Origin of the sequence: Bradyrhizobium sp. 63_E2_N1_3 (assembly GCF_052076005.1) — a bacterium.
Classification (GTDB): Bacteria; Pseudomonadota; Alphaproteobacteria; order Rhizobiales; family Xanthobacteraceae; genus Bradyrhizobium; species Bradyrhizobium barranii.
Genome location: NZ_CP197235.1, coordinates 3,247,175 through 3,272,951, shown reverse-complemented (window position 1 = coordinate 3,272,951; position 25,777 = coordinate 3,247,175). Strand labels below are relative to the sequence as shown.

Sequence of the window (25,777 nt, the reverse complement as noted above, 5' to 3'; positions counted from 1 at the left end):
TCCGATGACCGCGATTCGGATTGAAAACCTGACCCGCACCTTCGGCGCGGTGCGGGCCGTGGACGACATCTCGCTCGACATCAAGCATGGCGAGCTGTTCACGCTGCTTGGGCCGTCAGGCTGCGGGAAGACGACGTTGCTGCGCATGATCGCAGGCTTCATCGACGTCGAATCCGGCTCCATTTGCTTCGACGGCCGGCGCATCGATGCTCTGCCCGCGCATCGCCGCGACACCGGCATGGTGTTTCAGAACTACGCGATCTTCCCGAACCACACCGTCGCCGAAAACGTGGCCTACGGGCTGAAGGCCAGGAAGGTTCCGGCTGCCGAGATCGCATCGCGCGTCGACAAGGCGCTCGAGCGGGTCCGCCTTGCAGGTTACGGTCCACGCTCGCCACACCAGCTCTCCGGCGGTCAGCTGCAACGCGTGGCAATCGCCCGCGCGCTCGTGATCGAGCCCGCCGTGCTCCTGTTCGACGAGCCGCTGTCCAACCTCGACGCGCAGTTGCGCACCGAAATGCGGATCGAGGTCCGACAGCTGCAGCAGGCGCTCGGCCTGACTGCGATCTACGTGACACATGATCAGGAGGAGGCACTCGCCATCTCCGACCGCATCGCCGTCTTGCGTCACGGCAAGATCGAGCAAGTGGACACGCCGGAGCGCATCTATCGGATGCCGCAGACCGCCTTCGTCGCCGAATTCCTCGGTTCGACCAACATGGTGCCGGGCATCGCTGGAGCTTTCGACGGCCGTAACACTCCTGTCGCAGCAGCCGGAACGGAATTCACGGTCAGAGGCGAGGTCGCAGCGCCGGGCGCGCCGGTGTTGCTGTCGGTCAGGCCGGAGGCCCTGCAGCTGCGAGACGGTTCCGGTGGCTCGCTTGTGCATGCGCGTCTGGCGCTGCGTGAATTTCTCGGCCCGGTACAACGCCTCCACGCAACCCTGCCGGACGGCACCCAGATTCGGATTGCGGCGCTCGGCGGCCAGGCGCTCGATCTCTTGCCCGGCGCGCCGCTCACCCTTGCCTACGACCCTGCCCAGATCACGGCGTATCCAGCGCCATGAAACGCTTCGCCACCATCGTGACGCTGGCGGCGTTGGTGCTGCTCGCGGTGTTTCTGCTCTACCCGCTGGCGCTCGTCCTGGATGCAAGCTTTCGGATCGACGGCACGGGCGGCCTGACACTTGGGAACTATGCGGCGATTGTGAAGAGCCGTTACTATCTTGGCAGCATCGGCAACAGTCTGCTCTGCGCCGCGCTCGCGACGGCCTTCGCATGCGCGATCGGCATCCCGCTCGCCTTCTGTCTCGCCCGGATCGACATACCGGGCCGCGCGCTGCTGCTGACGCTTGCGTCCTTACCGCTGGTCCTGCCCTCTTTCGTCAGCGCCTACGCCCTCGTGCTGCTGTTCGGCCATGCGGGCGTCGTCACCACCGCTCTGCGCGGGATCGGCATCCCGATCGGATCAATCTACGGCGTGCCCGGAATCGTCATCGTGTTCACGTTGACGCTCTATCCATACGTCGTCATGCCCGTGCTGGCCGGATTCCAGGCAGTCGACGCCTCGATGGAGGAGGCAGCCCGCAATCTCGGCGGCTCACGGCCCTATGTGATCCGCACCGTGCTGCTGCCCATCGTGATGCCGGCGATCCTTGCCGGCGGACTATTGGTGTTCATTGAGGCACTGGAGAATTTCGGCGTGCCAGCGGTGCTGGCTGAGGACCGGCCGTTCCTGGCCGTCGACATCTTCAAGCTGTTCGCCGGCGAATCTGATGCCAACCCGGCCGCGGCGGGCGCACTCAGCGTGCTCCTGATCGCCTGCACGGCGATCGCGCTGCTCGTTCAGCGGCACTACCTTGGCAAGCGCCGGTTTTCGACCAATGCCCGCAGCGCGCCCGCGAAGCTGCCTCTGACGCCGGGACTGCGGCTCACGGCCACGATCGTGAGTTGGGGCATTGTGATTGCCTCGCTGCTGCCGTTCGCGGCCGTGTTGATGATCTCCCTCCTGCGCTTTCGCGGCCCTGTCCTGACCTGGGAGTTCGGATTGGGCAATTACGCCACCCTATTGTCGGGCTCCTATCGGCCGCTGCTCAACACGCTGACGCTCGCCAGCATCGCGGCCGTCGCCACCATGCTGATCGGCGCCCCGATCGGCTATGTCGTGGCCCGGCACCGCTCGCGCCTGTCGGGATTGCTCGATTTCGTCGGCATGGTGCCGTTTGCGGTCTCGGGCACGATCCTGGCGATCGGGCTCATCATCGCGTTCAACAGCGGTCCCTTGATTTTGACCGGCGGCTGGCTGATCCTGGTCATCGCCTATGTCGTCCGCAAGCTTCCCTTCGCGATCCGGTCGTCCTCGGCAATCGTGCACCAGCTCGATCCCTCGCTCGAGGAAGCCTCGATCAATCTCGGGGTCTCGCCAAGCAAAACCTTCGCGACCCTGACCGTACCGTTGATGGCCAGCGGCCTTGTCGGCGGGCTGGTGCTGGTCTGGATCACCGCGGCATCCGAGTTGAGCGCGACCATTGTGCTCTATGCGAGCGGCTGGGTCACCACGACCGTCGTGATGTACCATGCCATCGAGGGCACCGGCGCGGGTCTAGCGGCCGCCGCGGCCGCGGTGCTTATCCTCGTCACCGCAATCCCGTTGCTCCTGATCAATCGGCGCATCAACAAGCAGGAATCAACCGTGATATGACGGCAGGACAGGACGGTATGAACGAAGCAGCCCCGACGCTCCCGAATTTCCGCAGCGACAATGTCGCGCCGGTCTGCCCCGAGATTCTGCAAGCGATCGCCGAGGCCAATCGCGGCCCGGCCGCCGCCTATGGGGACGACGATTATTCGAGATTGTTGAATGCGCGCTTCTCGGAGCTGTTCGAGACCGCGGTCACCGTGTTCCCGGTCTCGACCGGTACGGCGGCCAACGCCTTGTCACTCGCGAGCTGCGCGCGGCCCTATGGCGCCATCTATTGTCACGAAGAGGCGCATATCCACACCGCGGAAGGCGGCGCGACCGAAGCCTTCACAGGCGGCGCGAAGCTCGTCGCCATGTCCGGCCGAAACTTTCGGATCGAGCCGTCGAGCCTGCGCCAGGCGCTGGGCCAGGCGGCCTGGGGAGTCCGCAATCGCTCCCAGCCCGATGCGGTGTCGATCACTCAGGCCAGCGAATATGGAACAATCTATCCCCTCGCCGAGATCGCCGAAATCGGAGCAATCGCCCACGACAGGAATCTGTCGCTGCACATGGATGGCGCCCGGTTCTCCAACGCGCTGGCGCGGCTCGGTTGCAGCCCGGCCGACATGACCTGGCGCGCCGGCGTCGACATCCTGTCCTTCGGGGCGACCAAAAACGGGGCGATGTCGGCGGATGCGATCGTGGTGTTCGACCAGGATCTCGTCGAATCCCTGTCCTATCGGCTTCGCCGCGCCGGCCAGACCTCGTCGAAGATGCGCTTCGCGTCGGCACAGCTGCTCGCCTACGTCGAGGATCGCCTTTATCTGCGGCTCGCGGCGAAGGCCAATGCCGTGGCCGCGCGTCTTGGAGCGGGTCTCGCTGCGCTGCCCGACGTCCAGCTCATTGCGCCAGTGGAAGCCAATCTGGTTTTCATCAACCTGCCCGCTTTGGCCATCAACCGTCTTGCAGCGAGCGGGCTGCAATTCGCGCGACGGGGCCAGGACGTAATCCGGTTCGTGGCTCGCTTTGACAGCACCGAACAGGAAGCCGACGAGGTCATCGCGCTCGTCCATCGCGCGATTGCAGGAGGCTGAGAGCGATCATTCCTTAATCGATCATTCTGCAGATAGTTGCCCCGCCCACCGTCACTCACGCGTCTACAGCCTTCCAATTTTCGATTGCAGCTCCTGCGCAACAAGAGCATCGCTTGGCAAGCGACACACGCTCAACCAACTGCCACGCCCGTTAGGGCGCGTGATGTCTTGCCGGTAGAGCCTGCCGAAACGCTTCTTCAAATAACCGGCCCGTCTTTCTAGTAGAGCGATGGTCTCGGGACTGCGCACGGTGACCAGCCTGCGCGCGCCTCGCGAAAAGCATCGAACACCTTAGGACTGTCGCGAACGGGCGCATTTTTTACCCGCGAGGTAATCGAATTGGTCCCCGCCACGGCGCATCTTCGGTCGCGACAGGAGATGACCATGATCGCGCTGCTGCTTTACCGGACCATCGCAGACCACCTTGTTCCCTGGGCCGTGACGCTCGCGACCCGCATGCTGGCACGCAGCCTCAACATGCCCGAGCCGCTGGTGCATTCGACCGGCCACTATGTCGTCGCGCAGGTCACAGCCTTCGAGCACGGCGTCGGCAAGAGCCTCTGCCCGTTCCGTCTCGCCCGCCTGCTCCGCGCCTGGTGGCGCGGACGGCACTGAATTCACCCCAAGCCCAACCCAACCATGGAGACCACGATGATCGACGCATCCACCTTCCTGCGCCGCGCGCTTCTCGCCGACGCCATCTTCAGCGGCGTCGCCGCCGTCGGCTTCACCTTCGGCGCCGGCGCGTTCGCATCGCTGTTTAACCTGCCTGAAGCGCTGCTGCGCGAAACCGGCCTGTTCCTGATCGCCTACACCGCGCTGGTCGGCTGGCTTGCCTCGCGTGGCTCCGTGGCGAGGCCGCTCGTGCTGCTGGTCGTGGTCGGCAACGCGGCCTGGACGGTCGGTAGCATCGCGCTGCTGTTCTCGGGCGCGGTGTCGCCGAACATCAGCGGCGAGCTCATGGTCGTCGCGCAGGCGATTGCGACCGGCGTGTTTGCCGAGCTGCAATATGTGGGATTGCGGAAGAGCGGGAATGTGGTGGCGGCGTGAGACCACGTCACTCGCTGTCGTCGCCCGGCTCGACCGGGCGACCCAGTATTCCGAGACAGTAGACGGATGCGGATGGGCTGCGGCGTACTGGATGCCCCGCTTTCGCGGGGCATGACACCGCGGCTAATGGCTAAGCCCGCGCGCGACCGTTCTTCTTGCCAACGGCATGGCCGTTGAGCTTCTTCTTGCCGGCCTTCGCGCCCGCCTTCTTGGCCTTGGCTTCCGTGCGCGCCTTCACCTTCGTGCGTTCGGCGCGGGCCTCGGCGCGCAGCTTCTTGCGCTTGGCCTCGCAGGAAGGGCATTTGCAGCCGATCGGCTTCAGATAGGCTTTGAAGTAGTCGGTGCCGTAATCGTAGTTGATCTCGTCGCCCGGCTCGATGTTCCTGATGGCGCGGATGAAGACCTTGCGCTCGCGCGGCCGGACGTCGGACTCGGCGTTGGGGCGGCAGGAATGGTTGATGTAGCGGGCGAGGTTCTTGCGCACCGACCCGTCGATGGTCCAGCGGTTGTTGAGCTCGAACAGATATTTGTTCTCGATCTCGTCATGCGCGGGAATTCTGGCGTCCAGGATCGGTCCGAAATAACGGATGATCCGGGTCCCCTTCTTGATCGGCATGGTAGCGAAGAGGCCAAGTCCGGTCTTGGAACGGCCGACGCGATAGGATTTGCTGGAAGCGATGGCTGGCATGATCGAATGAGATATGTCGCGGACGAAGCGCGGTAGGCGCAGCGGAAGGCGCCCTTCTAGAACGATTCCGCGCCGCTGTCAGGTACATCCCGCCTCTGTTTGAACCTTGCCCACAATGAAGACGTCTGATGGAGGGAGTTCCCTCTGTATAAGGCGTCGTCATGAGGCGTATCGCGTTCCTTTGTCTGACCGTGCTGCTGACTTGCCTGAGCGCGGGTCACGTCGCCGCCCAATCCATGGGCAGCACCTATTCCTCCACGGCGCCAAAAGACTGCCGCCAGATCGGCAAGCCCAGCGAGCTCGACGGCGGCACCACACGGGTCTGCCCGGGAAAAAACGGCCTGATCGTGCTGATCGCCGAGGATGATCTGCGCGAAATCGTCTCGATCGGCCGCAATCGCAAGGCCGCAGCGGAGGAACCGGCGGCAAAGGTCTGGTTCGCGCCGTTCAATTCATCGGAGGCCACCGTCGAATGGCGTAGCGCGGGCACCAAGCCGTTTGCCATGATCCAGCGCTGGCACATCGCCGATAGCACCGATCCCGACAAGCAGGGACGGCCGAACACCAAGGCCATGCTCGTCGTGACGCGGCTGCCGCCGGGGCCGGTCTGCCACGTCGCCTATGTCGATGCCATTGCCAACCCCACCGCCAATGAGCTCGCGCGCAAGGCGGCGGACGATTTAGCCCGCAGCTTCACTTGCGGCAAGGACGAGGTGAAGATTGTCGGCACGCGTGGACGTGCGGTCGAACTCGCGACGATGCGCTAGGGCAGCGCCCGCCCGAACGCGCTATGCCGGCAGCTTCGCCGTGATGGGCGCCGTCAGCATCGCCTCGAGCAACTGTTCGGCCGTCGTCCCCTCGGGCAGCCGCCCCAAAATGTCTTCGAGCCGTCCGTCGAGCAGCAGCATGGTGAAGCCGTGCACCATGGACCAGGCGCGGGCGATCGCCGCACCCTGGTTCAGCGTCAGCGAATCTTCGCTGATCTGCTCCTGACGCATCATGCCGATGGCATTGGCGAGCCCGGCGAAGGAGGCTTCGGCCGCCTCGTGCAGCGAGGGTCTGGAATAATCGAGGCGTTCGGTGCGGAACATGATGCCGTACATGCCGGGATGGGCCTGCGCATAGGCGACATAGGCCTTCGGCCGCGCCAGCGCGCGCTCCAGCGGCGTGGTGGCGGCGTCGCAGGACGAGGCCATCGCCGCGTTGAACTGGCGGAAGCCGACGGCCGCGAGCTCGCTGAGCAGACCGGTGAGATCGCCGAAATGATGGGTCGGCGCGGCATGCGAGACGCCCGCCTCGCGCGCCACTGCGCGCAAGGTCAGGCCGGACAGCCCGTCGCGCTCCAGCACCCGTTCGGCGGCCTGGAGCAGCGCCTCGCGCAGGGCGCCGTGATGATACGGCGTCTCCGTCTTCGCTACTGCCGGACGGCGTGCGGAACGCGCCTGCGCGCTCGCGGCCGACGATGTCTTGCTCGGTGTACGCGGCTTGCGCGCTGTTTCGCTCTTGGTGTCGCTTTTGGCCATTTGCAAGCTATATGACGCAATATTGACAGTGTAAAGATTTCACTTGACGAATGCGGCAATCGGCATTATCCGATCTTTACGATGTAAAGATAGGGAGGGATACGCCGTGCAGCACGACGCCGTCACCGAGCGCCGCCATAACCTCGGTCCGATTCCATTCGAAGCCGACGCGCCATTCCTCAAAATCGTCGGGGAATTGCCGCGCGATCTGAATGGCGTGCTCTATCGCAACGGTCCCAATCCGCAGTTCGATGCGCCCGGTGCGCACTGGTTCGTCGGCGACGGCATGCTGCACGCCTTCCACCTCGAGAACGGCCGCGCCAGCTATCGCAACCGCTGGGTCCGCACGCCGAAATGGCTGGCCGAGCACGATGCAGGCCGCGCGCTGTTCGGCGGCTTCGGCCGCAAGCTGCCGGATGCCCCGCAAAACCTCACCGACGGCGGCGTTGCCAACACCAACATCATCTTTCATGCCGGCAAGCTCTTGGCGCTGGAAGAAGCGCATCTGCCGACCGAGATCGAGCCGGGCACGCTGGCGACGCGCGGCTATCACAATTATCAGGGTCGCGTCGCCGGCAGCTTCACGGCGCATCCGAAGGTCGACCCGGTCACCGGCGAACTCGTGTTCTTCGGCTACAACGCCGCGGGTCCGCTGACCCCTGCCCTCTCCTACGGATCGATCGACGCCTCCGGCAAGGCGACGCGCTTCGAGCGTTTCGAGGCGCCCTACGCCAGCATGGTGCACGACTTCATCGTCACCGAGAACCATGTGCTGTTTCCGATCCTCCCGATCACCGGCAGCATGGAGCGCGCGATGAGCGGACGGCCGCCTTATGCCTGGGAGCCGGACAAGGGCGCCTATGTCGGCGTGATGAAGCGCAACGGCACGGCGAAGGACATCGTCTGGTTCCGCGGTGAAGCCTGCTACGTCTTCCACATCATGAACGCGTGGGAGGACGGCAACCGCATCATCGCCGACGTCATGCAGTTCGAGGAAGCGCCGCTGTTTCCGCATCCCGATGGCCGGCCGACGGATCCGGAGAAATCGCGCGCCCGCCATTGCCGCTGGACGTTCGATCTCTCAGGGAAGACCGACCGCTTCCAGCAGACTTACCTCGACGATCTCACGGGCGAATTCCCCCGCATCGACGACCGCCGCGCGGGATTGAAAAGCCATCACGGCTGGTACGCCTGCGCCAATCCGCGGCTGCCGATGTTCGGCGCGCTGTCGGGCGTCGTCCATGTCGACGGCAACGGCAGACGGCTCGGTCATTATCTGCTGCCGGCCGGCGATACCATCTCCGAGCCGGTGTTCGTCGAACGCGCGACGGATGCAGCGGAAGGCGACGGCTGGCTGCTGGCGGTGGTCTGGCGCGCGCGGGAGAACCGCAGCGACCTCGCCGTGTTCAACGCCACCGATGTCGAAGCCGGCCCCGTCGCGCTGGTGCAGCTCGGCCACCGCGTGCCCGACGGCTTTCACGGCAATTGGGTGGGCGCGCAATAACTCTCGTCATTCCGGGGCGCGACGACGTCGCGAGCCCCGGAATGACATCGCGGATGTCACCAAAGAGGCCTCGCATGCACATGCCCTCGATCACCGCAGATTGCCTTGCCGTCCTCGCCCTGGCCTGCGCAGCGCTCGCACTCCGGGCGATCCGGCCGCGACGGAGCGGCCATGTCATCTTCAATGGCGGCATCTTGCTCTCGGTCGGCCTCCTGCTCGCCGCCGCGCTGCCGATCCTGTCACGCCTGCCCTGGGCGGAATTCGCCGACGAGGCGTCCGACCAAGCCATTGCTGCCCTTCACTTTTTGGAAGTCACCTACGTTATTTTGACACTGTAAAGATTTCGCTTGACCCGGCACCGCTCCTGATTTATTCATCTTTACATCGTAAAGATTGGCGAGACCGAGGCGGCTCATGGCGATTTTCCTGATCCTCGCGCCCTACGGCGCCTACACTTTCCTGATGCTGGTGACGTCGACCACGATCAGCGTGTTCGCCGCGTCTGCAATCTGCCTCGCCACCATCACGGTCGATGTCGTGCGCGGCCGCTCCGTGAAGATCCTGGCGATGGGCTCGGCGATCGTATTCGCCGCAATCGGTCTCTACCTCGCGCTGATCGACCCGAAGCTCGGCACGCTGGGCGTCAAGCTGTCGGTCGACATCGGCATCTTCGTCATCTCGCTCGGCTCGATGCTGGTCCGCCACCCGTTCACTCTGCAATATGCGGTTGAAACGGTCCCGGCCGAGACGGCGGCGATGCCCGGCTTCCTCACCGCCAACTACGTCATCACCGGCGCCTGGACCGCCGCAGCGCTGTTGATGATGGCCGCCAACATCGCGCTGCTCTACGTCCCCGGCCTGCCGCTCTGGTCGGGCCTCGCGGTCGCCTTCGCCGCCCGCAACAGCGCGATCTATTTCACAAAGTGGTATCCCGAGTATCGTCAGATCAAATATGCTGCGCCCGCCGCCGCGCTGCCCCACACCCATTGAAGACAGGACAGACGATGAAAGACGTATTCCGCCGGCTCGTCTCTGATTTCCTCTCCACCATCGTCTTCCTGGCAATCTATCTCGCGACCGACAACGTCATCCTCGCGACCGCAGTCGCGATCCTTGGCGCCATCGGCCAGGTGGTCTGGTCGCGGATCAAGGGCCAGACGCTGGGCTACATGACCTGGGCGAGCCTCGGCCTAGTCATCGTGCTCGGCGGCGCAACGCTGCTCACCCACGACCCACGCTTCGTGCTGGCGAAGCCCGCGATCGGGCATGTCGCGATCGGCATCATCATGCTCAAGCGCGGCTGGATGCTGCGTTATCTGCCGGCGATCGTGACCGAGACCATTCCGGAATACGTTACCTTCGCGGGCTACGCTTGGGCCGCGCTGATGTTTGCGCTCGCCGCGGGGACCGTTGCGGTTGCCATGACCGGCGACATGAAGCTGTGGGCCTTCTATATTTCGGTGGTCCTGATCGGCGCGAAGATCGTTGCGTTCGCGATCCAGTACGTGGCCTTCCGCCTGCTCATCGGCAGCCGTATTCGCGCAGCCCGCGCTTAAGGGCGCGTCAAAGAGAGCGTTAGGCACGTCACGCGAGTTAGGCTATAGGCGTCCCTGGCTCACCTTGCGGATTGTCGCGAGGTGCCGGGAAAAAGTTGGGAGACACGAATGGCCGTGGACGGCAACTGGACTCTGACCATGACGACGCCCATGGGCGAGCGCAAGGCCACGCTGACCTTGCTGAGCTCCGGCGGCACACTGACCGGGACGCAGGGCGCCGACGGCAATTCGGCCGAGATCTTCGACGGCGCCATCAGCGGCGACGCCGTCAACTGGAAAGTCTCGATCACCAATCCGATGCCTTTGACGCTCGAGTTCATCGGAACGGTGTCCGGCGACAGCATGAGCGGCGAGATGGGCATCGGCCCGATGGGCAGTTTTCCGTTCACGGGCGAGCGCGCATAAGCACGTTGCGAACCGTGCGCGTGCTCCGTCTCATCGCGGCAACGATCCTGTGTGTCGCGACGCAAGCGGCGCGCGCGGACGACACCGAACCGGCGTGGCGCGCAAGCGCGCTCGCCATGGTGCCGGCGGGCTATGTCGCCGGCACGGCCTACCGGACCGAAGGATCGACCGGCACCCTCGCCGTCTATCCGGCCTCGTCGAACGATCCGAAGACACCGGCAAGCGTGTTCGCTGCGCGCCAGGCCCTTGTCGTCACGCTGACGCCGGATGCGACGCGCGCAGTCTCTGCCGAATTGAAGCCGCGCAGCGGGCCGGATCCTGACAACGACGATACCGATTTCGCAAAGCTCCACGCCGATCTCGCCGCCAGGCGCGCAACGCTGCCCGACGGCACCGAGCCCTGCGGTCTCGGCGCCTGGTCCATCGACAAGGATCCTGATGGCCTCAACGTGCGCGCCGAGCCCTCGGTGAAAGCGCGCGTGCTCGGCACGCTGCCGCCGCCCTATCGGCTGAAGCTTGGCGGCGCCGAGAACACGCCCGAGGGCGGATGGCTCACCGAATTCCGCATCATCGGCGTCAAGGACGGCTGGTTTCTGATCGAAGGCGCCAAGCCGCCAGGCAAGGACTACGAGGACGAGAAGAGATATCCGCGCAGCGCGCCAAAACCCTATGCGGGGCGCGGCTGGGTCGCGTCCAACAAGGTCGGCGCGTCCTATGCCAACGGCGCTACGCGCATGGGCGGCCTGTTTCAGGCGCCCTTCGTCGATGCGAAATGGATGCCCGCCCAGCGCGAGCTCGGCGGCGAAATCGACACCGACGGCGGCCCGAAGCGCATTTTTGCGTGTACCGGCCTCTGGGGCCTCGTCGAGAGCCAGGACGGCGTCCGCGGCTGGTGGCGCTCGCTGTGCTCGAACCAGGTTACCAATTGCAGCTGAGGGGCTGCGGTCAGTCTGCGGTCATTGGCCACGGGGCCAAGGCGCTCAGGTCGTTGACCATAGCCGGCTTCGCGAGCAGGATGAAGTATACAACTAAAGATTTTTATTGATCTCAACACACTTTCAGCAGAAGGGGAATTTGCATGGTCTCCCTCCCCGCTCGCAATCGCATCCACCTATTCGTGGCCTCCGCCATCTCCGCACTTGCCGGAGCAGCGCCGGCGAGTGCCGATGTGCTCGAGCCGCGGTCGCCGGCGTGGCAACTGAGCGAGCCGTTCAAGAAGAACGCGGATGCCCGCACCAACATCAGCGGAGCGGCGTGCGCGACCACATCCCCGCCCCTCAAATCCTGCCTCGTCGTCAACGACGAGAAGAAATACGCGCAGTTCTTTGCGATCGAAGGCACGACGATCAAACCCGGCAAGGTGATCCGCCTGCTGAGCGATCAGGCCAGCGGCGATCCGGATGCCGAGGGCGCCGCTTACGATGACGGTTATTTCTACGTGGTCGGATCGCACGGCCGTAAACGTCATCATCCCGACGTTAGCAATCCGACGAGCTATCACCTCTTTCGCTTTCCCGTCGACAAGGTCACTGGAGAGCCGCCCTTCCCGATCTCCGCGGACGAGGTGATCGGCGTCGAAGCATCCGTGACGCGCCTGCGCGGTGCAATCAAGGACGCACTGCCCGTGGATTACGACAAGCCCCTCGGCGACAACGGCGCCAACATTGAGGGCATCGCGGTCAAAGCGGACCTGATGTATCTTGGTTTCCGTGGTCCCTCCAAAGACGGCAATGCTTATATTCTCACGGTCGACGCAAAGGCCGTCTTCACCGAGAACATGCCGCTCAAGGCCAAGCTCATCGACCCTCCGCTGGCGCTTGGCACAACGACCGGTATCAGGGACATCGCCGCCGTGTCAGGCGGCTTGCTGCTCTTGACCGGGCCGGTCAACGAACAGCAGATCTCGCCCGCCGTCGTCTTCTACGATACCAGCAGCGGCAAGCTTGGACCGAGCCACACGCTCAGCGTCGCCGACAGCACCGCCAAGGCAGAGACCCTGCTGGTGCTCAGCGACATCAGCGGCGAGCCATGGCGCGTGCTCGTGATGTTCGATGGGCCCGAAAACGGCGCGCCGACGCAGTATGTGGTGCCGCGCTAAAGCGCACCATCAGCGGCGGACCGCCGTTCAACTGCGCGGAGCGCTAGCCCAGATTCAATTCCTTGAAGAAGTCGTTCCCCTTGTCATCGATGATGATGAACGCCGGGAAGTCGACGACTTCGATGCGCCAGATCGCTTCCATGCCGAGCTCGGGATATTCGAGCACCTCGACCTTCTTGATGCAGTGCTCGGCGAGGTTCGCGGCCGCACCGCCGATCGAGCCGAGATAGAAGCCGCCGTACTTCTTGCAGGCCTCGCGCACGGCAGGCGCGCGGTTGCCCTTGGCCACCATCACCATCGAACCGCCTGCCGCCTGGAACTGGTCGACGAAGGAATCCATGCGGCCTGCGGTGGTCGGGCCGAACGCGCCGGAGGCGTAGCCCTCGGGCGTCTTGGCGGGACCGGCGTAATAGACCGGATGGTTCTTGAAATAGTCCGGCAGCGGCTCGCCCCTCTCGAGGCGCTCGCGCAGCTTGGCGTGCGCGCTATCGCGCGCGACGATCATGGTGCCGGTCATCGAGACCCGCGTCTTGGTCGGGTACTTCGAGAACGTCGCCAGGATGTCCTTCATCGGCTGGTTGAGGTCGATCTTGACGACCTCGCCGCCGAGCGACTGCTCGACCTGCGGCAGATATTGCGCCGGATTGTGCTCGAGCTCCTCGAGATAGACGCCATCCCTGGTGATCTTGCCGAGCACTTGCCGGTCGGCCGAGCACGACACGCCGAGCCCGATCGGCAGCGAGGCGCCGTGGCGCGGCATGCGGATCACGCGCACGTCGTGGCAGAAATACTTGCCACCGAACTGCGCGCCGACGCCGAGCGACTGCGTCATCTTGTGGATTTCCTGCTCCATCTCGACGTCGCGGAAGGCGTTGCCGTCGGGCGAGCCGTGGGTCGGTAGCGCGTCGAGATAGCGGGCGGAGGCGAGCTTCACCGTCTTCATGCACAGCTCGGCCGAGGTGCCGCCGATCACGATGGCGAGGTGATAGGGCGGGCACGCGGCGGTGCCCAGCGTCAGGATCTTCTCCTTCAGGAAGGCGAGCAGCCGGTCCTTGGTCAACACCGAGGGCGTGGCCTGGAACAGGAAGCTTTTATTGGCGGAGCCGCCGCCCTTCGCCATGAACATGAACTTGTAGGCGTCGTCGCCCTCGGCGTAGATCTCGCACTGCGCCGGCATGTTGTTGGCGGTGTTCTTCTCCTCGTACATCGACAAGGGCGCGACCTGCGAGTAGCGCAGATTGCGGCGCAGGTAAGCGTCGCGCGCGCCTTCCGACAGCGCCGCCTCGTCGTCACCATCGGTGATGACGTTGCAGCCCTTCTTGCCCATGATGATCGCGGTACCGGTGTCCTGGCACATCGGCAGCACGCCGCCGGCCGCGATGTTGGCGTTCTTCAGGAAGTCGAGCGCGACGAACTTGTCGTTGGGGCTCGCCTCGCCGTCCTCCAGGATCGCGCGGAGCTGCTTCAGATGGCCGGGGCGCAGATAATGATTGATGTCGCCAAAGGCCGCCTCCGACAGCGCCCGCAGCGCCTCGCGCGACACCACCAGCATGTCCTTCCCCAGGACCTTCTCGACCCTGATACCCTCGGCCGTGATCTTCTTGTAGGGCGTCTCGTCCTTGCCCAGCGGGAACAGCGGGGTGTGCTTGTAGGGCGGAACGGGTTTTGCGGGGTCGGGGAAGGCAGTGGGAGCGTTCATGGGCAAATCTCGGGGTTTTGGAGCCCTTGCGGGCCTCTAAGCGTAGAAGCGTTCTAAGCTTTTTTGCCGCGAATGGAAGGCGTTCTGGCGCGGCCGAGGCATCCCGATTCGGCGTCACGACGGCCCTTTTTTGGTTGCCGCCGGCCGGACGCAAGGTGGCGATGACCGTCCCCGGCAGGCTCTGGGTGCACCCCTTGCGCTCGGCGCGCGACGAAGGTTGAATGCGCGGCCTAAGGGGCTTTTCATCATGATTTTCAAACTGAACGTCCGCGGCGCGATCCTGGTCGCCGCCGCCATCACCGGCCTTGTGACCCTCGCCTCGCCTGCCCGCGCGGATCGCTGCGATGACAGCGCCAAGGAGCTGGCGAACCAGGTCGAGCGCCTCAAGGTGAATTTCCGGGCCGCCAACATCGTCTACCTCTCGCACCCCGCGGCCAAGGAGCTGTCCGTGGGTTGCCGCGGCGACAGATATTCCATCGAGCTCTATGCCAAGGGCGATCGCAAGCCGACAGCGGAGTTCTTTTCACTGGTGGGGTCGATGGCGGCGATCGTCTTCACCGTCACGAAGGACGACACCACGACGGGCGCGACACGCTGCCTGAAGCGGATGGGACTGTTGCGCGGCGACAAGGTCGTCATGCGCTACCGCCGGCTCAACATGGAATGCACGCGTACCAAGACGGATGCGTCCATCGCGATCACGCGCGGCAAGGACGAGTAGACGGCACTCGCTCTTTCCACACGCTCCGTCATTGCGAGCGCAGCGAAGCAATCCAGAATCCCTCCGCGGTGACAGTCCTGGATTGCTTCGCTGCGCTCGCAATGACGAGGAGAGGTTCGTCCGCTCCCTCGTACAGCGCAAGGAGGCACAAAAGGCACATCCCACCGCACCAACTCCCTCGCATTTTAACGATTGGCTTGACGGAAGCTTCGCTCCTCGCAGCGCAAGGTCGATTGTTTCCATGTGTGAGGATTTGTGGATGAGCGTCTCTACCGTTGCGCCGCCGCCGATCGCGATCGTGGTGCCGAGCTACGACGCGACCAAGCAGCAGGACGACCAGAAGACCAAGGACAACGACCCGACCTACAAGCCGCCGCCGCCCGCGCCGCTGCCGCCGGGTCAGGGCACGCGGATCGATCAGCTCGCCTGATCAAGCCGGTCAAAGATGAAACGCCCGATCCGGTCGATCGGGCTTTTCGCGTGTCCGGCCGCATCTTCGCCGGATAGCGGGACCAACATCGTGCGCGGCTGACCTGCGCATGATCGCAAAATTGCCGTTGCAGAACACGATCACCGCCGCGGCCATGGGCGCGCTGCTGTTCGCCTGCGCCGGAACGATGCACTGGCCTTCGGCCTGACTGTTCCCGCGCCACTTCCGTCCGGCGCGTTCCTCCCGGCATCTCGCTCAGCGCCCGCCAGGGCTGCGAGAGCGTCTTCAAGTGTGATCCGGCTCATCAAATTTCCACATCCGGCGTGCTCATCTGTGAGGCTGAACGAGCCCATCCATCCGTTCATGGACACGCCTATGGAACTGAATGAAAAGCTGCTCTCGCTGGTGACGGACATCTACGATGCAGCGCTCGACGATTCCCGATGGACGGCGACACTTGGCAGCATCGTCGACATCGCGGGCGGCCAGAGCGGTGGTCTGGTCTGGATCGGGGCAGCGGGCGAGGCCGTGATCTCGCATGCCGTCGGTGTCGAACCCGCCTATGTTCAGTCCTACATCGAAACCTACGAGCCATTCGATCCGTCGCGCAACGTGCTCCACGCCGCGGTCGGTCAAATCCAGACGATCAGGGACTGGATCGACGTCGACGAATTCCGGACGACCACATTCTACAACGAATGGGCGCGGCCGCAGGGTCTCGAGGACGCCGCCAACATCCTGATCGGCAAGTCTGCAGGGGGAATATCCCGTCTCTCGATCATGAAGGGCGGCGGTCCGGTCGATCGCAGGATGTATCAGACCATCTCTCACCTGACGCCGCACATGCAACGGGCCATGCTCGTCAGACAGAAGCTGCAGCAGCAGAATGCATTGGAGACGACGTCGGTCCGCACGCTCGACGCTCTGCGCACCGCCGTTCTGCTGCTCGATACCGACGGTCACATCACGCACGCCAATGCAAGCGCGCGAGAGATTTTGGACGAGGCCGACGTCCTTCGTTCGGTCCATGGCCGGCTCGTGACGTCGGACCTGAATGCCGATCGGATGCTGCGGCAGGCACTGGCTGGCACGGCTCTCGGCGACCGGTCGATGATGAGCGCGAACATCTCGTTGCATCTGACGGCCCGCAACGGTTCGCATTATGTCGGGAATCTCCTGCCGCTCACCGCTGGACGCCGGCAAATGTTCGGGGCCAGCTATGAGGCCTGCGCCGTCCTGTTCGTCAGCAAGGCAGCGCTCGAGACGATCGTCGCGCCCGACCTCATCCGGAAGCTCTTCAAACTGACACCGGCCGAGCTGCGCGTCTTTCTGGCCATCGTCGAAATCGGCGGGGTTCCTGACGTGGCCAGAAGCATGGGCATCGCCGAAACGACGATCAAGACCCATCTCACCAGGATCTTCACGAAGACCGGAACCAAACGACAGGCGGATCTGGTTCGGCTCTTGGCGGCCTTTACATCGCCCATCAAGATCTGAAGCCAACCCTGTCGCACCGGACGCATGTTTGCCCGAAGAATGCTATCAATGCGCCGGCGTGTGACGGAATCAGATCGAACATGATCGCAAAACTGCTGTTGCAGAACACGATCACCACCGCCGGCATGGGCGCGCTGCTGTTCGCTTGCGCCGGGACGATGCATTGGCCTTCGGCCTGGGTGTTCCTCGCCACCTGCGCCCTGCTCGGCCCGCTCTGCGGCTGGTGGCTTTATCGGGTCGATCCGGCGCTGCTCGCCGAACGTCTGCGGCCGGTCCTGCAAAAGGACCAGCCTGCCGCCGACAAGGCCTTCATGATCGTCTTCGTCGTTGCGATGCTGGCCTGGCTTGCCGCGATGGGGCTCGACCGGCGCACGCAGTCCTCCGACGTGCCGGTTGCGTTCCAGGCGCTCGGTCTCGTGCTGTTCGTCCTCTCGACGCTGTTCATCCTGTGGGTGTTCCGCGAGAACTCGTTCGCCGCGCCCGTGGTGAAGCTCCAGGCCGAACGCGCACAGCGCGTGGTCTCGACGGGGCCTTACGCGCATGTGCGCCATCCCATGTACAGCGGCATGATCCTGTTCTTCGCCGGCGTGCCGCTGCTGCTGGGCTCGTGGTGGGGCCTCGTGATGGCGCCGGTCATCGTCGTTTTGTTTGCTGTCCGCGTCGGCATCGAGGAGCGCACGCTGCGCGAGGGCCTGCCGGGCTATTCCAACTATATGACGCGCGTGCGCTATCGCCTGCTGCCCGGCGTGTGGTGAGCCGCTATCCGGACCGGCTAATTGTCCAATTCCTTGTAGCGGCGGAAAATGCCTTGCTCGTTGAAGGGAATGCGGCGCTCACTTTCGAGATAGGCCTTGATGTTCGGCCGCGCGGCGATGCGGTCATGCAGATCGACGAGGCCCGGGATATTTCCCTCGAACGCCTTCATGCGCTTGGGGAAGGCGTAGCGCAGCCCATCGACGATCTGGAACAGCGAGAGATCGACGTAAGTCAGCCTTCGACCGGTGACATAGGCACCCCCATTGCCGGCGAGAAGCTCTTCGAAATAGCCGAGATATTTCGGCACGCGCTCGTCCCAAAACTCGGCCGTGCGCTTCTTCGCCGGCGCCTTCTGATCTTCATAGTACATCGAAGGCCCGAGCGGGTGATGGGTGTCGTGGATCTCGGTCACGAGGTCGGTGATGGTGAGCTGAAGCTGGTGCACCCAAAGCTTGCCCGCTTCCGTCTTCGGCGCGAGCCCATGACGGGCGCCGAGATAGAGCAGGATGTTGGCGGTCTGGCCGATGACGAGCTTGCCCGCTTTCAGGAACGGCGGCGCAAAGGGCGGCGTGCCGCCATGCGCGTCCATCATCTTCATCATGGCGCTGGTGCCGCGCGCCCCCCGCGCGACGTCGATATAAGCCGCCCCCGCCTCCTCCAGCGCCAGCCGCACATATTCGCCGCGACCCTGGATCTCGGGCCAGTAGTAGAGCTCGTATTTCATGGGAAGGGTCCGTGAGCGTGGAAGCGGTCGGACCAGTGTAACATGCGGCAGAAGGTTCCGTTAGAGCGAGACGGAACGGCCGCACCACATACCCCGTCGTTGCGAGCGCAAGCGAAGCAATCCAGAATCTTTCCGCGGAGACAGTCTGGATTGCTTCGCTACGCTCGCAATGTCGCGGGGAGAGAGCTGCGCGCCCTAACTCAATTCGCCGCGAAACAAAACAGCAGGCCGTCGCCGCCGGTGCTCTTCAGATCGGCCTGCGAGCAGCCGCCGTCAGGACCGCGCGAAGGGTGAGAGCTGTTCCAGGACTTTGACGGCTCGTCGTCGCGCAGGCCTTTACGATCGGCATGGCCGACGACCGCCGCGCCCTGCGTGCTCGACGTCCAGTTCCTGCAGGTCTTGTCGTCGCCCGCGGCAAAAGCGGTGCCGTCCGGTTGCGATCCCGTGAGGATATCGTGCCGGTTCGGCGTGTCGCCGGCGCCGTTGATGACCTCGCCCTTCTCGCTGAGCGCTGTCTGCTTGGTGAGATTATTGGCCGCGCCGTGCAGGTCGGCAACGTCCTTGGCAATCACCGCACCCTTGGCATTCTGCCACGGTCCCTTGCCAATGCGGTCCTTGGCATTGACGGCGGGCTTGCCGTCAGCGGCCTGCGTCGAGAGATAGGCGCGCCAGGTCTTGCCGCCGGCGCCGCCGGCCTGCGCCAGCTTCTGGCACTGCGCATCGGCTCCCTCCAGGCCGCCGAGATCGGCTCCCTTGCCCGGCCCGCTCGAAGTCACAAAGAAGGTCATGTCGGCTGACTGCGCCCACACCGATGGACTTGCGAAGACCGCGAACGCAACGCCTGCTGGCACGATGACCCTGGCAAGAATGCTCATCCTATCCTCCCGATTGTTCCGGCGATTGCGCCTCGCTGGACGGTCTTTGATCCGCAGACATGAACCCGTCACGACAGACATTATTCCAGCGGCCATCCGCCGCACGCGCATCACCTCGAGCGGCGGCGCACGACCGGTCGCCCCGAGGGCCATGTCGATTAATTGCTTCCCGAGACCGTAGCGCCGGGCGAGCATACCAACGTGGGGCCGATCCTCAAGAGATCGCCCAGGAGAGGACGCGGGAGTCTGCTGTGGGGCCGTTCAGGGCGGCATCCGCGATCACATCGGGGCTGCCGCCGGGCGCGGCGCGAGGGGAGATCGTCATGCACTGGAACACCGTCCGCCCAATCGCGGCAATTGCCGGCTATGCCGCGCTTTGCTGCCTTGCCATCAGTCCGGGCCGCGCCTCGGCCGCGGAATTGCTCAAAGCCCGGCTTGCGCAAAACCTCGGACCGATCTCCGGCCTTGCGATCGTCGCCAAATCGAAGGGGATTTTCGAAAAGAACGGACTGGACATCACCGTCTCGAACTTCACGTCCGGCAAGCAGTGCCTGGACACCGTGATCGGGGGCGGCGCCGACATCGCGACGACGGCGGAGGCGCCGGTCACCGCTTCGGCGATGGCAAACCAGCCCATCGCCTTCGTCGCCGGCATGGAATATTCCGACCTCAAGACGGTCGTCGCGGCCAAGGCCGGCGTCAAGACCAAGGCAGATCTTCGCGGCAAGCGAATCGGATTCACTGCCGGCACCGGCAGCGAGGTCTACACGGCGACTTTGCTGAAGTCGGCGGGATTGACTCCCAAGGATGTCACCCTCGTCAACCTGCGGCCGCAGGAGATGCTGCCGGCACTTGCAGCAGGAAGCATCGACGCGATCGACACTTGGGAACCCCACATCGCCAACGCCAAGAAGGCCCTCAGCGAAGCCGTCGCTGAACTCGATACAACGGGCACTTACTCCGAGACGTTCAACATCGTCGTCACGAGACCCTATCTGGATGCCAACCCTGCGCTGGTTGAGAAGTTCATCGCCTCACTGATCGACGCCGAGGTCTGGATGAAAGCACACCCGGATGAAGCGATCACGGTCGTGGCGGACGCGGTCGGCATGAAGCGGGACGACCTCGCTCCGATCTGGGCCGACTATGTTTACCGGGTGCGTCTCGACGACCGGCTGATCGAGATTCTCAAGACCCACTCCGCATGGCGCCTCGAGAGCGGCAACCATCCTCCGGGAGCGGCGATGCCCGACTTCAGCAAGGTCGTCGTCGCCGAGCCGCTGAAGAAGGTCGACCCCGCACGCGTGACGCTCTCGTGGAAATAGGCACCCGCACAGCCATGCAGGACGGCACTTCAGCAGGACAAGAAATTGCTCTCCGCACCGACGGTCGCGGTCGGCGGCCGGATTCAGCTCGTCTTCGCCGCCTCAATATTCTGATCGGGGCGCTTTCGCTTCCCCTGTTCGTCGGCCTCTGGGAACTGGTCTCTCGTTCCGGGGCCGTCAACATGGTGCTGTTTCCGCCGCCGACGGTGGTAGCTGCGGCGGTCCTTGAGTGGATACGAAGCGGGCAGTTCCTTGGCGATCTGCTGGCCAGCCTCTTTCGCGTCACCACGGGGTTCATCTTAGGCGGCGCGCTCGGCATCCTGCTCGGTATCCTCACCGGCCAATTCCCTGTTGTTTCGAGCTTGCTGTCCCCGCTATTCCACATCCTGCGGCCAATTCCGCCGATTGCTTTCGTGCCGATCATCATCCTGTGGTTCGGCCTGTCGGAGGCGGGAAAACTATTCCTCGTCGTATGGGGCGTGTTCTTCACGGTTTGGCTTTCGACCCACATCGGCGTGCAGAAGGTCGACCGCGGCCTGATTCGGGCGGCGTTGATGCTCGGCACGCCCCGGCGGCAGATGCTCCAGGAGATCGTGCTGCTGGGCGCGCTTCCCTACATCGTGGTCGGGTTGCGCACCGCCGTCAGCATCTCCTTTTACACGCTTGTCGCGGCCGAACTCGCAGGCGCTTTCGCCGGCATTGTCTACAGGATCGAGATTGCGCAGCAGAATTTGCAAACGGGCCAGGTCATGGGCGGGCTCGCAGCGCTCGGGTTGATTTCGTTCACTGCCGACCGGCTGTTTTCGGCTCTTGCGGAACGTACTGTCTGGTGGCGTTGATGTCGGGAGCTCGATCGATCATGAAACTGGCTCTGGCAAGTGCGCCAGCCTCCGTCGAATCGGCGCGGAAACAACCGGCCATTCAAGTCTCAAACCTGAGCATCGTTTTTGACACCCGCCGCGGGCAGACCATCGCGGTGGATCGCGTTTCCTTCGACGTGGCGCCTAGCGAGTTCGTTTGCATCGTCGGGCCCTCCGGCTGCGGCAAGTCGACGGTGCTCAATACGATCGCCGGACTGGAAGTGCCGTTTGAAGGCGACATCCTGGTAGAGGGCTCGCGCGTCTACAGCCCGCGACCCGATGTCGGCATGGTGTTCCAGCAGCCGCATCTCTTCCCCTGGAAGTCTGTCCGCAGGAACATCGCCCACGGCCCGAGGATGCTTGCGAAGTCCAGGACGGAAGCGAATGCCATCGCCGACGATCTGATCGCGATGGTCGGTCTCAAGCGTTTCGCCGACGCCTATCCGAACACGCTGTCCGGGGGCATGCAACAGCGCGTGGCGATCGCGCGAGCGTTGGCCAATCAGCCTCGCGTGCTGCTGATGGACGAGCCCTTCGGAGCCCTCGATGCGCAGACCCGGGCGGTGATGCAAGACAATCTGCTGGAGCTGCGCGACCGGATCAAGGCGACGATCGTGTTCGTCACGCATGACATAGATGAGGCCATCGTGCTGGCCGACCGTGTTCTCATCATGAGCGCGGGACCCGGCCGCATCCTGCGCGAAGTCGCGGTCAAGCTGCCGCGCCCGCGGTCGAGCTCTGTCATGGTCGAGCCAACCTATCTTTCCCTCAAGAAGGATTGTCTCGACGTCATCCGCGCAGAAGGGTTGCGGGCGTTCAATCAGTCGGACGCGAGCTGATCCCCCAGAACTTGGAAATCGCGAAGCAGCCCGCAGCGCGCTGGCATGGTTCTTGAATAATCGATGCCGGGTCTCACCGTGGAGCCGGCGATGCACAGGGCGAATAGCGCGATAGCGGCAGGCGTGATGCTGGCCGAGTCGGACAATCTCGTCAGGCCGCTGCCCGGCTTGCTGGATGGTCTCAACCGGGCTGATTGCAATCGGCTGCGCGCGATCGGACGCGAGAAGGCCCTGGAAGCCGGCCAACTGGTTTGGTCTCAGGGCGACACACAGGCTGGGATCTACCTGATCAGCGAGGGACGCATACGCAGCTACTATGCGGCGCCGTCGGGGCGCGAGGTCACGCTCGCCTACTGGTTTCCCGGCAACTTCGTCGGCGGCCCCGATATATTCGGAACGGGCCCGCACATGTGGTCATCGGTTGCGGCCGAACCCAGCCTGTTGACGTTCATGCCGGGACTGGCGCTGCGGCGGCTTGCGCTGGAATCGCCGGCGATCGCCGTCGCCCTGCTGGATGCCCTGGCATTCAAGGCGCGATGCTATTCGGCGATGGCCCAGATGCTCGGGACGCGCTCGGTGACCGAGCGGCTGCATAGCCTGTTGATCTTCCTGTCGCACGTCTACGGCGTTAAGCGCGACGGCGAGGTCGTCATCGGGATGCCGTTTACCCACGGCGATCTCGCCAATCTCATCGGATCCACCCGCCAATGGGTGACAGTACAGCTCGCGCGGCTCCAGGAGGAAGGCGTGATCAGGTACGACAGATCCGTGATTTCGATCCTGGATCTTTCGACACTCGAGCAAGAGATGGAATAAATTCCGTCCGTCAACCGCCAGACTTCAATTCGAACGCCGCTCGGCCTGCACTGGCCTCGAACCGCCGCGCCAGTCCGATCAGCGCGCGATCATGCCAGGCCGGCGCCAGAAGGGTCACGCCCATCGGCATGCCGTTCGGCAATGTCGCGTTCGGAACCGCCACGCCGCAGAGATCGAGCAGATTGGCAAAGTACGAGTAGTAGCCGAGGCGATTGTTGAGGGTGATCGGATCGCGATCCATCTCCTCCAGCGTGAACGGCCGCGGTGCGGTCGGGACCACCAGCGCATCGATACCCGCAAAGATCGCCTCGGCGTCGCGGCGAAGCCGGTGCAGCCGGTGAATGGCACCAAATGTGTCGATCGCTGAATAGCCGGCGGCCGAGCCCAGCACGGTCCTCGTGACATCAAGCAGGGAGCCAGAATCGATGTCCATAAGCGAAGCGATGGCCGAGTGCCGCTCCGCGACCCAGGGTCCGCTGAACATCAACTCCCCGGCCTGGCGGAACGGCGCGAAGTCCACCTCGATCGCCGTTCCCCCGATCTGCGTGAAACGCTCGCAGGCGCGCTCATAGAGCTCGCCGCATTCCGGCATGCCGAAGCATTCGAGATCGGCGGCCGCAATGCGGCCGAACCGGAACGATGGCACCGCCCCGCTGGCGAAAGAAAAGGCCCTGGGCAGGCGGCTGTAGGGATCTTCGAAATCGAACCCTTCGATAATTTCGAGGATTGCCTCGCCATCGCTGACGGTATTGCAGAACACCGAAACGCAATCGATCGTCGGGCAATTCGGCACCAGCCCGCGTGATGACACCAGCCCAACGGTCGGCTTGATTCCGACGATGTTGTTGAAGCCGGCAGGTATGCGGCCGGACCCGCCAGTATCGGTGCCGAGCGCGAACGCGACGTGCCCCGCCGCGACGGCGACCGCGGACCCGGAACTGGAGCCGCCCGCAATATAGCGCGCATCGGCAACCGACGCGCAGGGGCCATAGGGCGAACGCGCACCGGACAGGCCTGTGGCGAACTGATCGAGATTGGTCTTTCCGAGGCAAATTGCGCCGGCCGCGGTCAGGCGTTCGACGCTGTGCGCGGAATGCCAGGGCGTGTAGCTGAACGCGGGGCATGCGGCAGTGGTCGGCATTCCCTCGACATCGATATTGTCCTTCACACCAAAGGGAATGCCGAGCAGCGGAAGATTTTCGCCTGTCCGCGCGCGCGCCACAAGCTTCCGGCATGCTTCGAGCGCCTCCTCCCGCGGGCGGAGATAGATCCAGCAATTGCGGTCGCGCTCGGCCTCGATCCGGTCATACGCCGTTTCGATCGCCTCCAGCGGCAGGGACGAATTCCTGGCAATGGTTTCGTGATTTGTCCTGGAGCGCGCGACAGACTGGCTCACCGAATATCTCCCTCTCTAACCGGCAGGCGCGAAATTGCGGGAGCTCTGCGCGGGCAACAAGCAATTAAGTGCTTCGCGCAAAATGGTCGGCCGTATCAGGATATAAGCGGCTCAAAGAAAAAGGGCGCCGTGCCGAAGCACGACGCCCTTGTCTTTAATCTGCGTACGATCAGTTGGTCTGCTGGATCGCCGACAATTCCCAGCCGCTGCCCGGACGGCGGGCAAAGGTCCAGATCTCGGTCGCCTCGCCCGGCTGCTCGCTGCCGGCGACAACCGTACCGCTGTTGCGGTCCAGCGTCTTGTCGGTGAGGGCGAAGCGCAGCGCCACCGTGGCGTATTCGGTCTCGCCTTCGCGCCAGGCCTCCGCGAGGTCGCCCTGCAACAGCTTGACGTTGGTCACCTTGTTGACGACGTTGCGCGCGCGGTTCTGGCCAAGGTCCTGCTCGAAATAGGAGACCATTTCCGGCGTCGCGAGCGTGTGCAGCTTGGCCACGTCCTCGTTCGACCAGGCGGCCTGGACATCGCCGAGCAGGCGCTCGAACGCCTCATAGTCGTCCGGCTTGATCTCGAGCGGCGCGTTGTTGGCGCCGCCGAAGCCGAAGCCGCCGAGACCACCGCCAAGTCCACCACCGACGCTACCGCCACCGAGGCCGCTGCGATAGTTCGGCTGCGGTCTCTGACCGCTGCTTGCATCAGCATTGGCATAGGCCGCCTGCTGCGAGTGGCGGCGCTGCCACCAGGACATCGCCAGCCGCACCACCAACACCACGAGCGCGATCTGGATGATCAGGCCAATGATTGACGACAGGCCGCCGAGGCCACCGAACAGGCCGCCGCCGAACAGCATGCCGAGCAGGCCTGCGCCGAGGAAGCCGGCCGCAAGGCCGCCCATGAAGCCACCGGCGCGGCCGAACAGGCCGCCACGCGCGGGTGCGGCGGCAGCCGAATTCATGCCGGCACCCGGCTGGGTATAGGTGCGGTTGAACTGCGAGGTCGAGCCCGGCGCGGTCGTGGTCGACGGCGGCGCCGAATAGGTGCGCGAACCGCGCGAACCCGACGACATGCCACCACCGACGCGGGCGTCGGCGGACGAAATCACCAGCGCAGTCGGCAGCGCAAGCGCCAGCATGACGGCGAGGGTCTTGAAGAGAGTGCGGGAGCGTTGCGAGAAAGTCATGTGCGTTTCCCAAATCCCCGGCATGGGGACGTGCTCCTAAGATGGGCAGACTTCCCGAAAAGTGA

General features: G+C 64.2%; 28 protein-coding genes. 21 read left to right on the top strand and 7 right to left on the bottom strand.

Annotation, left to right across the window (positions count from 1 at the left end):
- The first annotated feature begins 4 nt into the window (after nt 1-4).
- The 5 genes from AB7531_RS15110 (at nt 5) to AB7531_RS15090 (ending at nt 4,823) form a co-directional block, all read left to right on the top strand.
- Nucleotides 5-1,066 (top strand): ABC transporter ATP-binding protein, encoded by a 1,062-nt coding sequence (locus tag AB7531_RS15110; RefSeq protein ID WP_063982310.1) that lies wholly within the window; start codon nt 5-7, stop codon nt 1,064-1,066.
- A complete protein-coding gene (locus AB7531_RS15105) occupies nt 1,063-2,700 on the top strand; it encodes an ABC transporter permease (RefSeq protein ID WP_028151212.1) in 1,638 nt (545 codons plus the stop codon). The genes AB7531_RS15110 and AB7531_RS15105 overlap by 4 nt, the downstream gene beginning before the upstream one ends.
- Before the next feature lie 17 nt (nt 2,701-2,717).
- The gene (locus AB7531_RS15100; RefSeq protein WP_063982309.1) at nt 2,718-3,773 is read left to right on the top strand and encodes a threonine aldolase family protein; all 1,056 of its coding nucleotides are present in this window, start codon (nt 2,718-2,720) and stop codon (nt 3,771-3,773) included.
- Between the two features lie 384 nt (nt 3,774-4,157).
- Nucleotides 4,158-4,388 (top strand): hypothetical protein, encoded by a 231-nt coding sequence (locus AB7531_RS15095; RefSeq protein WP_014494050.1) that lies wholly within the window; start codon nt 4,158-4,160, stop codon nt 4,386-4,388.
- Nucleotides 4,389-4,424: 36 nt separating this feature from the next.
- Nucleotides 4,425-4,823 carry a hypothetical protein gene (locus AB7531_RS15090; protein WP_063986247.1) on the top strand — a complete coding sequence of 133 codons (399 nt, stop codon included), beginning with the start codon at nt 4,425-4,427 and terminating at the stop codon, nt 4,821-4,823.
- Between the two features lie 130 nt (nt 4,824-4,953).
- Here AB7531_RS15090 and AB7531_RS15085 read toward each other — a convergent pair whose 3' ends face one another.
- Nucleotides 4,954-5,511, bottom strand: coding sequence for an SET domain-containing protein (locus tag AB7531_RS15085; RefSeq protein WP_063982308.1), 558 nt, complete (start codon nt 5,509-5,511; stop codon nt 4,954-4,956).
- A gap of 161 nt (nt 5,512-5,672) precedes the next feature.
- On the opposite strand from AB7531_RS15085, the gene AB7531_RS15080 reads away from it, so the two are divergent.
- Nucleotides 5,673-6,278, top strand: a complete 606-nt coding sequence (locus AB7531_RS15080) for a hypothetical protein (protein ID WP_063982307.1) — start codon at nt 5,673-5,675, stop codon at nt 6,276-6,278.
- 21 nt (nt 6,279-6,299) lie between these two features.
- On the opposite strand, the gene AB7531_RS15075 is transcribed toward AB7531_RS15080, so the two are convergent.
- On the bottom strand, nt 6,300-7,034 hold the full coding sequence (locus tag AB7531_RS15075) for a TetR/AcrR family transcriptional regulator (RefSeq protein WP_063982306.1): 735 nt from the start codon (nt 7,032-7,034) through the stop codon (nt 6,300-6,302).
- A 106-nt stretch (nt 7,035-7,140) separates the two neighbouring features.
- Between AB7531_RS15075 and AB7531_RS15070 the strand changes: the two genes are divergently transcribed.
- The 7 genes from AB7531_RS15070 (at nt 7,141) to AB7531_RS15040 (ending at nt 12,597) form a co-directional block, all read left to right on the top strand.
- Complete coding sequence (locus AB7531_RS15070) at nt 7,141-8,538, top strand: carotenoid oxygenase family protein (RefSeq protein ID WP_063982305.1); 1,398 nt, start codon at nt 7,141-7,143, stop codon at nt 8,536-8,538.
- A gap of 74 nt (nt 8,539-8,612) precedes the next feature.
- Entirely contained in the window at nt 8,613-8,876 is a 264-nt protein-coding gene (locus AB7531_RS15065; RefSeq protein ID WP_063982304.1) for a hypothetical protein, read from the top strand.
- Between the two features lie 76 nt (nt 8,877-8,952).
- Nucleotides 8,953-9,528 carry a hypothetical protein gene (locus tag AB7531_RS15060; protein ID WP_063982303.1) on the top strand — a complete coding sequence of 192 codons (576 nt, stop codon included), beginning with the start codon at nt 8,953-8,955 and terminating at the stop codon, nt 9,526-9,528.
- Nucleotides 9,529-9,542: 14 nt separating this feature from the next.
- Nucleotides 9,543-10,094: an inner membrane-spanning protein YciB gene (locus AB7531_RS15055; protein WP_063982302.1), complete on the top strand. Its 552-nt coding sequence runs from the start codon at nt 9,543-9,545 to the stop codon at nt 10,092-10,094.
- Between the two features lie 108 nt (nt 10,095-10,202).
- Nucleotides 10,203-10,499: a hypothetical protein gene (locus tag AB7531_RS15050; RefSeq protein ID WP_063982301.1), complete on the top strand. Its 297-nt coding sequence runs from the start codon at nt 10,203-10,205 to the stop codon at nt 10,497-10,499.
- A gap of 14 nt (nt 10,500-10,513) precedes the next feature.
- Nucleotides 10,514-11,434 carry a hypothetical protein gene (locus AB7531_RS15045; protein WP_063986246.1) on the top strand — a complete coding sequence of 307 codons (921 nt, stop codon included), beginning with the start codon at nt 10,514-10,516 and terminating at the stop codon, nt 11,432-11,434.
- A gap of 143 nt (nt 11,435-11,577) precedes the next feature.
- Nucleotides 11,578-12,597 carry a DUF3616 domain-containing protein gene (locus AB7531_RS15040; protein ID WP_063982300.1) on the top strand — a complete coding sequence of 340 codons (1,020 nt, stop codon included), beginning with the start codon at nt 11,578-11,580 and terminating at the stop codon, nt 12,595-12,597.
- 43 nt (nt 12,598-12,640) lie between these two features.
- Here the strand turns inward: AB7531_RS15040 and AB7531_RS15035 are convergent, their stop codons facing one another.
- Nucleotides 12,641-14,296, bottom strand: coding sequence for a fumarate hydratase (locus tag AB7531_RS15035; RefSeq protein ID WP_014494037.1), 1,656 nt, complete (start codon nt 14,294-14,296; stop codon nt 12,641-12,643).
- 247 nt (nt 14,297-14,543) lie between these two features.
- On the opposite strand from AB7531_RS15035, the gene AB7531_RS15030 reads away from it, so the two are divergent.
- From AB7531_RS15030 to AB7531_RS15015, 4 genes are all read left to right on the top strand, one after another.
- Nucleotides 14,544-15,017, top strand: coding sequence for a hypothetical protein (locus AB7531_RS15030; RefSeq protein WP_063982299.1), 474 nt, complete (start codon nt 14,544-14,546; stop codon nt 15,015-15,017).
- Between the two features lie 259 nt (nt 15,018-15,276).
- Nucleotides 15,277-15,447: a hypothetical protein gene (locus AB7531_RS15025; protein WP_166090739.1), complete on the top strand. Its 171-nt coding sequence runs from the start codon at nt 15,277-15,279 to the stop codon at nt 15,445-15,447.
- A 375-nt stretch (nt 15,448-15,822) separates the two neighbouring features.
- Nucleotides 15,823-16,944 (top strand): helix-turn-helix transcriptional regulator, encoded by a 1,122-nt coding sequence (locus tag AB7531_RS15020; protein ID WP_063986245.1) that lies wholly within the window; start codon nt 15,823-15,825, stop codon nt 16,942-16,944.
- An 80-nt stretch (nt 16,945-17,024) separates the two neighbouring features.
- Nucleotides 17,025-17,699 (top strand): methyltransferase family protein, encoded by a 675-nt coding sequence (locus tag AB7531_RS15015; protein WP_063982298.1) that lies wholly within the window; start codon nt 17,025-17,027, stop codon nt 17,697-17,699.
- A gap of 17 nt (nt 17,700-17,716) precedes the next feature.
- Here the strand turns inward: AB7531_RS15015 and AB7531_RS15010 are convergent, their stop codons facing one another.
- Both AB7531_RS15010 and AB7531_RS15005 read right to left on the bottom strand, forming a co-directional pair.
- A complete protein-coding gene (locus AB7531_RS15010; protein ID WP_063982297.1) occupies nt 17,717-18,424 on the bottom strand; it encodes a glutathione S-transferase in 708 nt (235 codons plus the stop codon).
- Between the two features lie 200 nt (nt 18,425-18,624).
- Nucleotides 18,625-19,299 carry a lectin gene (locus tag AB7531_RS15005; protein WP_063982296.1) on the bottom strand — a complete coding sequence of 225 codons (675 nt, stop codon included), beginning with the start codon at nt 19,297-19,299 and terminating at the stop codon, nt 18,625-18,627.
- Between the two features lie 59 nt (nt 19,300-19,358).
- Between AB7531_RS15005 and AB7531_RS15000 the strand changes: the two genes are divergently transcribed.
- The 4 genes from AB7531_RS15000 (at nt 19,359) to AB7531_RS14985 (ending at nt 23,139) form a co-directional block, all read left to right on the top strand.
- Nucleotides 19,359-20,624 carry an NrtA/SsuA/CpmA family ABC transporter substrate-binding protein gene (locus AB7531_RS15000; RefSeq protein ID WP_354122514.1) on the top strand — a complete coding sequence of 422 codons (1,266 nt, stop codon included), beginning with the start codon at nt 19,359-19,361 and terminating at the stop codon, nt 20,622-20,624.
- A gap of 14 nt (nt 20,625-20,638) precedes the next feature.
- Entirely contained in the window at nt 20,639-21,463 is an 825-nt protein-coding gene (locus AB7531_RS14995; protein ID WP_231142303.1) for an ABC transporter permease, read from the top strand.
- A gap of 20 nt (nt 21,464-21,483) precedes the next feature.
- Complete coding sequence (locus tag AB7531_RS14990; protein WP_063982293.1) at nt 21,484-22,323, top strand: ABC transporter ATP-binding protein; 840 nt, start codon at nt 21,484-21,486, stop codon at nt 22,321-22,323.
- 90 nt (nt 22,324-22,413) lie between these two features.
- Complete coding sequence (locus AB7531_RS14985; protein WP_063986244.1) at nt 22,414-23,139, top strand: Crp/Fnr family transcriptional regulator; 726 nt, start codon at nt 22,414-22,416, stop codon at nt 23,137-23,139.
- A gap of 10 nt (nt 23,140-23,149) precedes the next feature.
- Here the strand turns inward: AB7531_RS14985 and atzF are convergent, their stop codons facing one another.
- Complete coding sequence (atzF, locus tag AB7531_RS14980) at nt 23,150-24,535, bottom strand: allophanate hydrolase (RefSeq protein WP_063982292.1); 1,386 nt, start codon at nt 24,533-24,535, stop codon at nt 23,150-23,152.
- Nucleotides 24,536-24,704: 169 nt separating this feature from the next.
- Entirely contained in the window at nt 24,705-25,736 is a 1,032-nt protein-coding gene (locus AB7531_RS14975) for a Tim44 domain-containing protein (RefSeq protein ID WP_063982291.1), read from the bottom strand.
- Nucleotides 25,737-25,777: the final 41 nt, after the last annotated feature.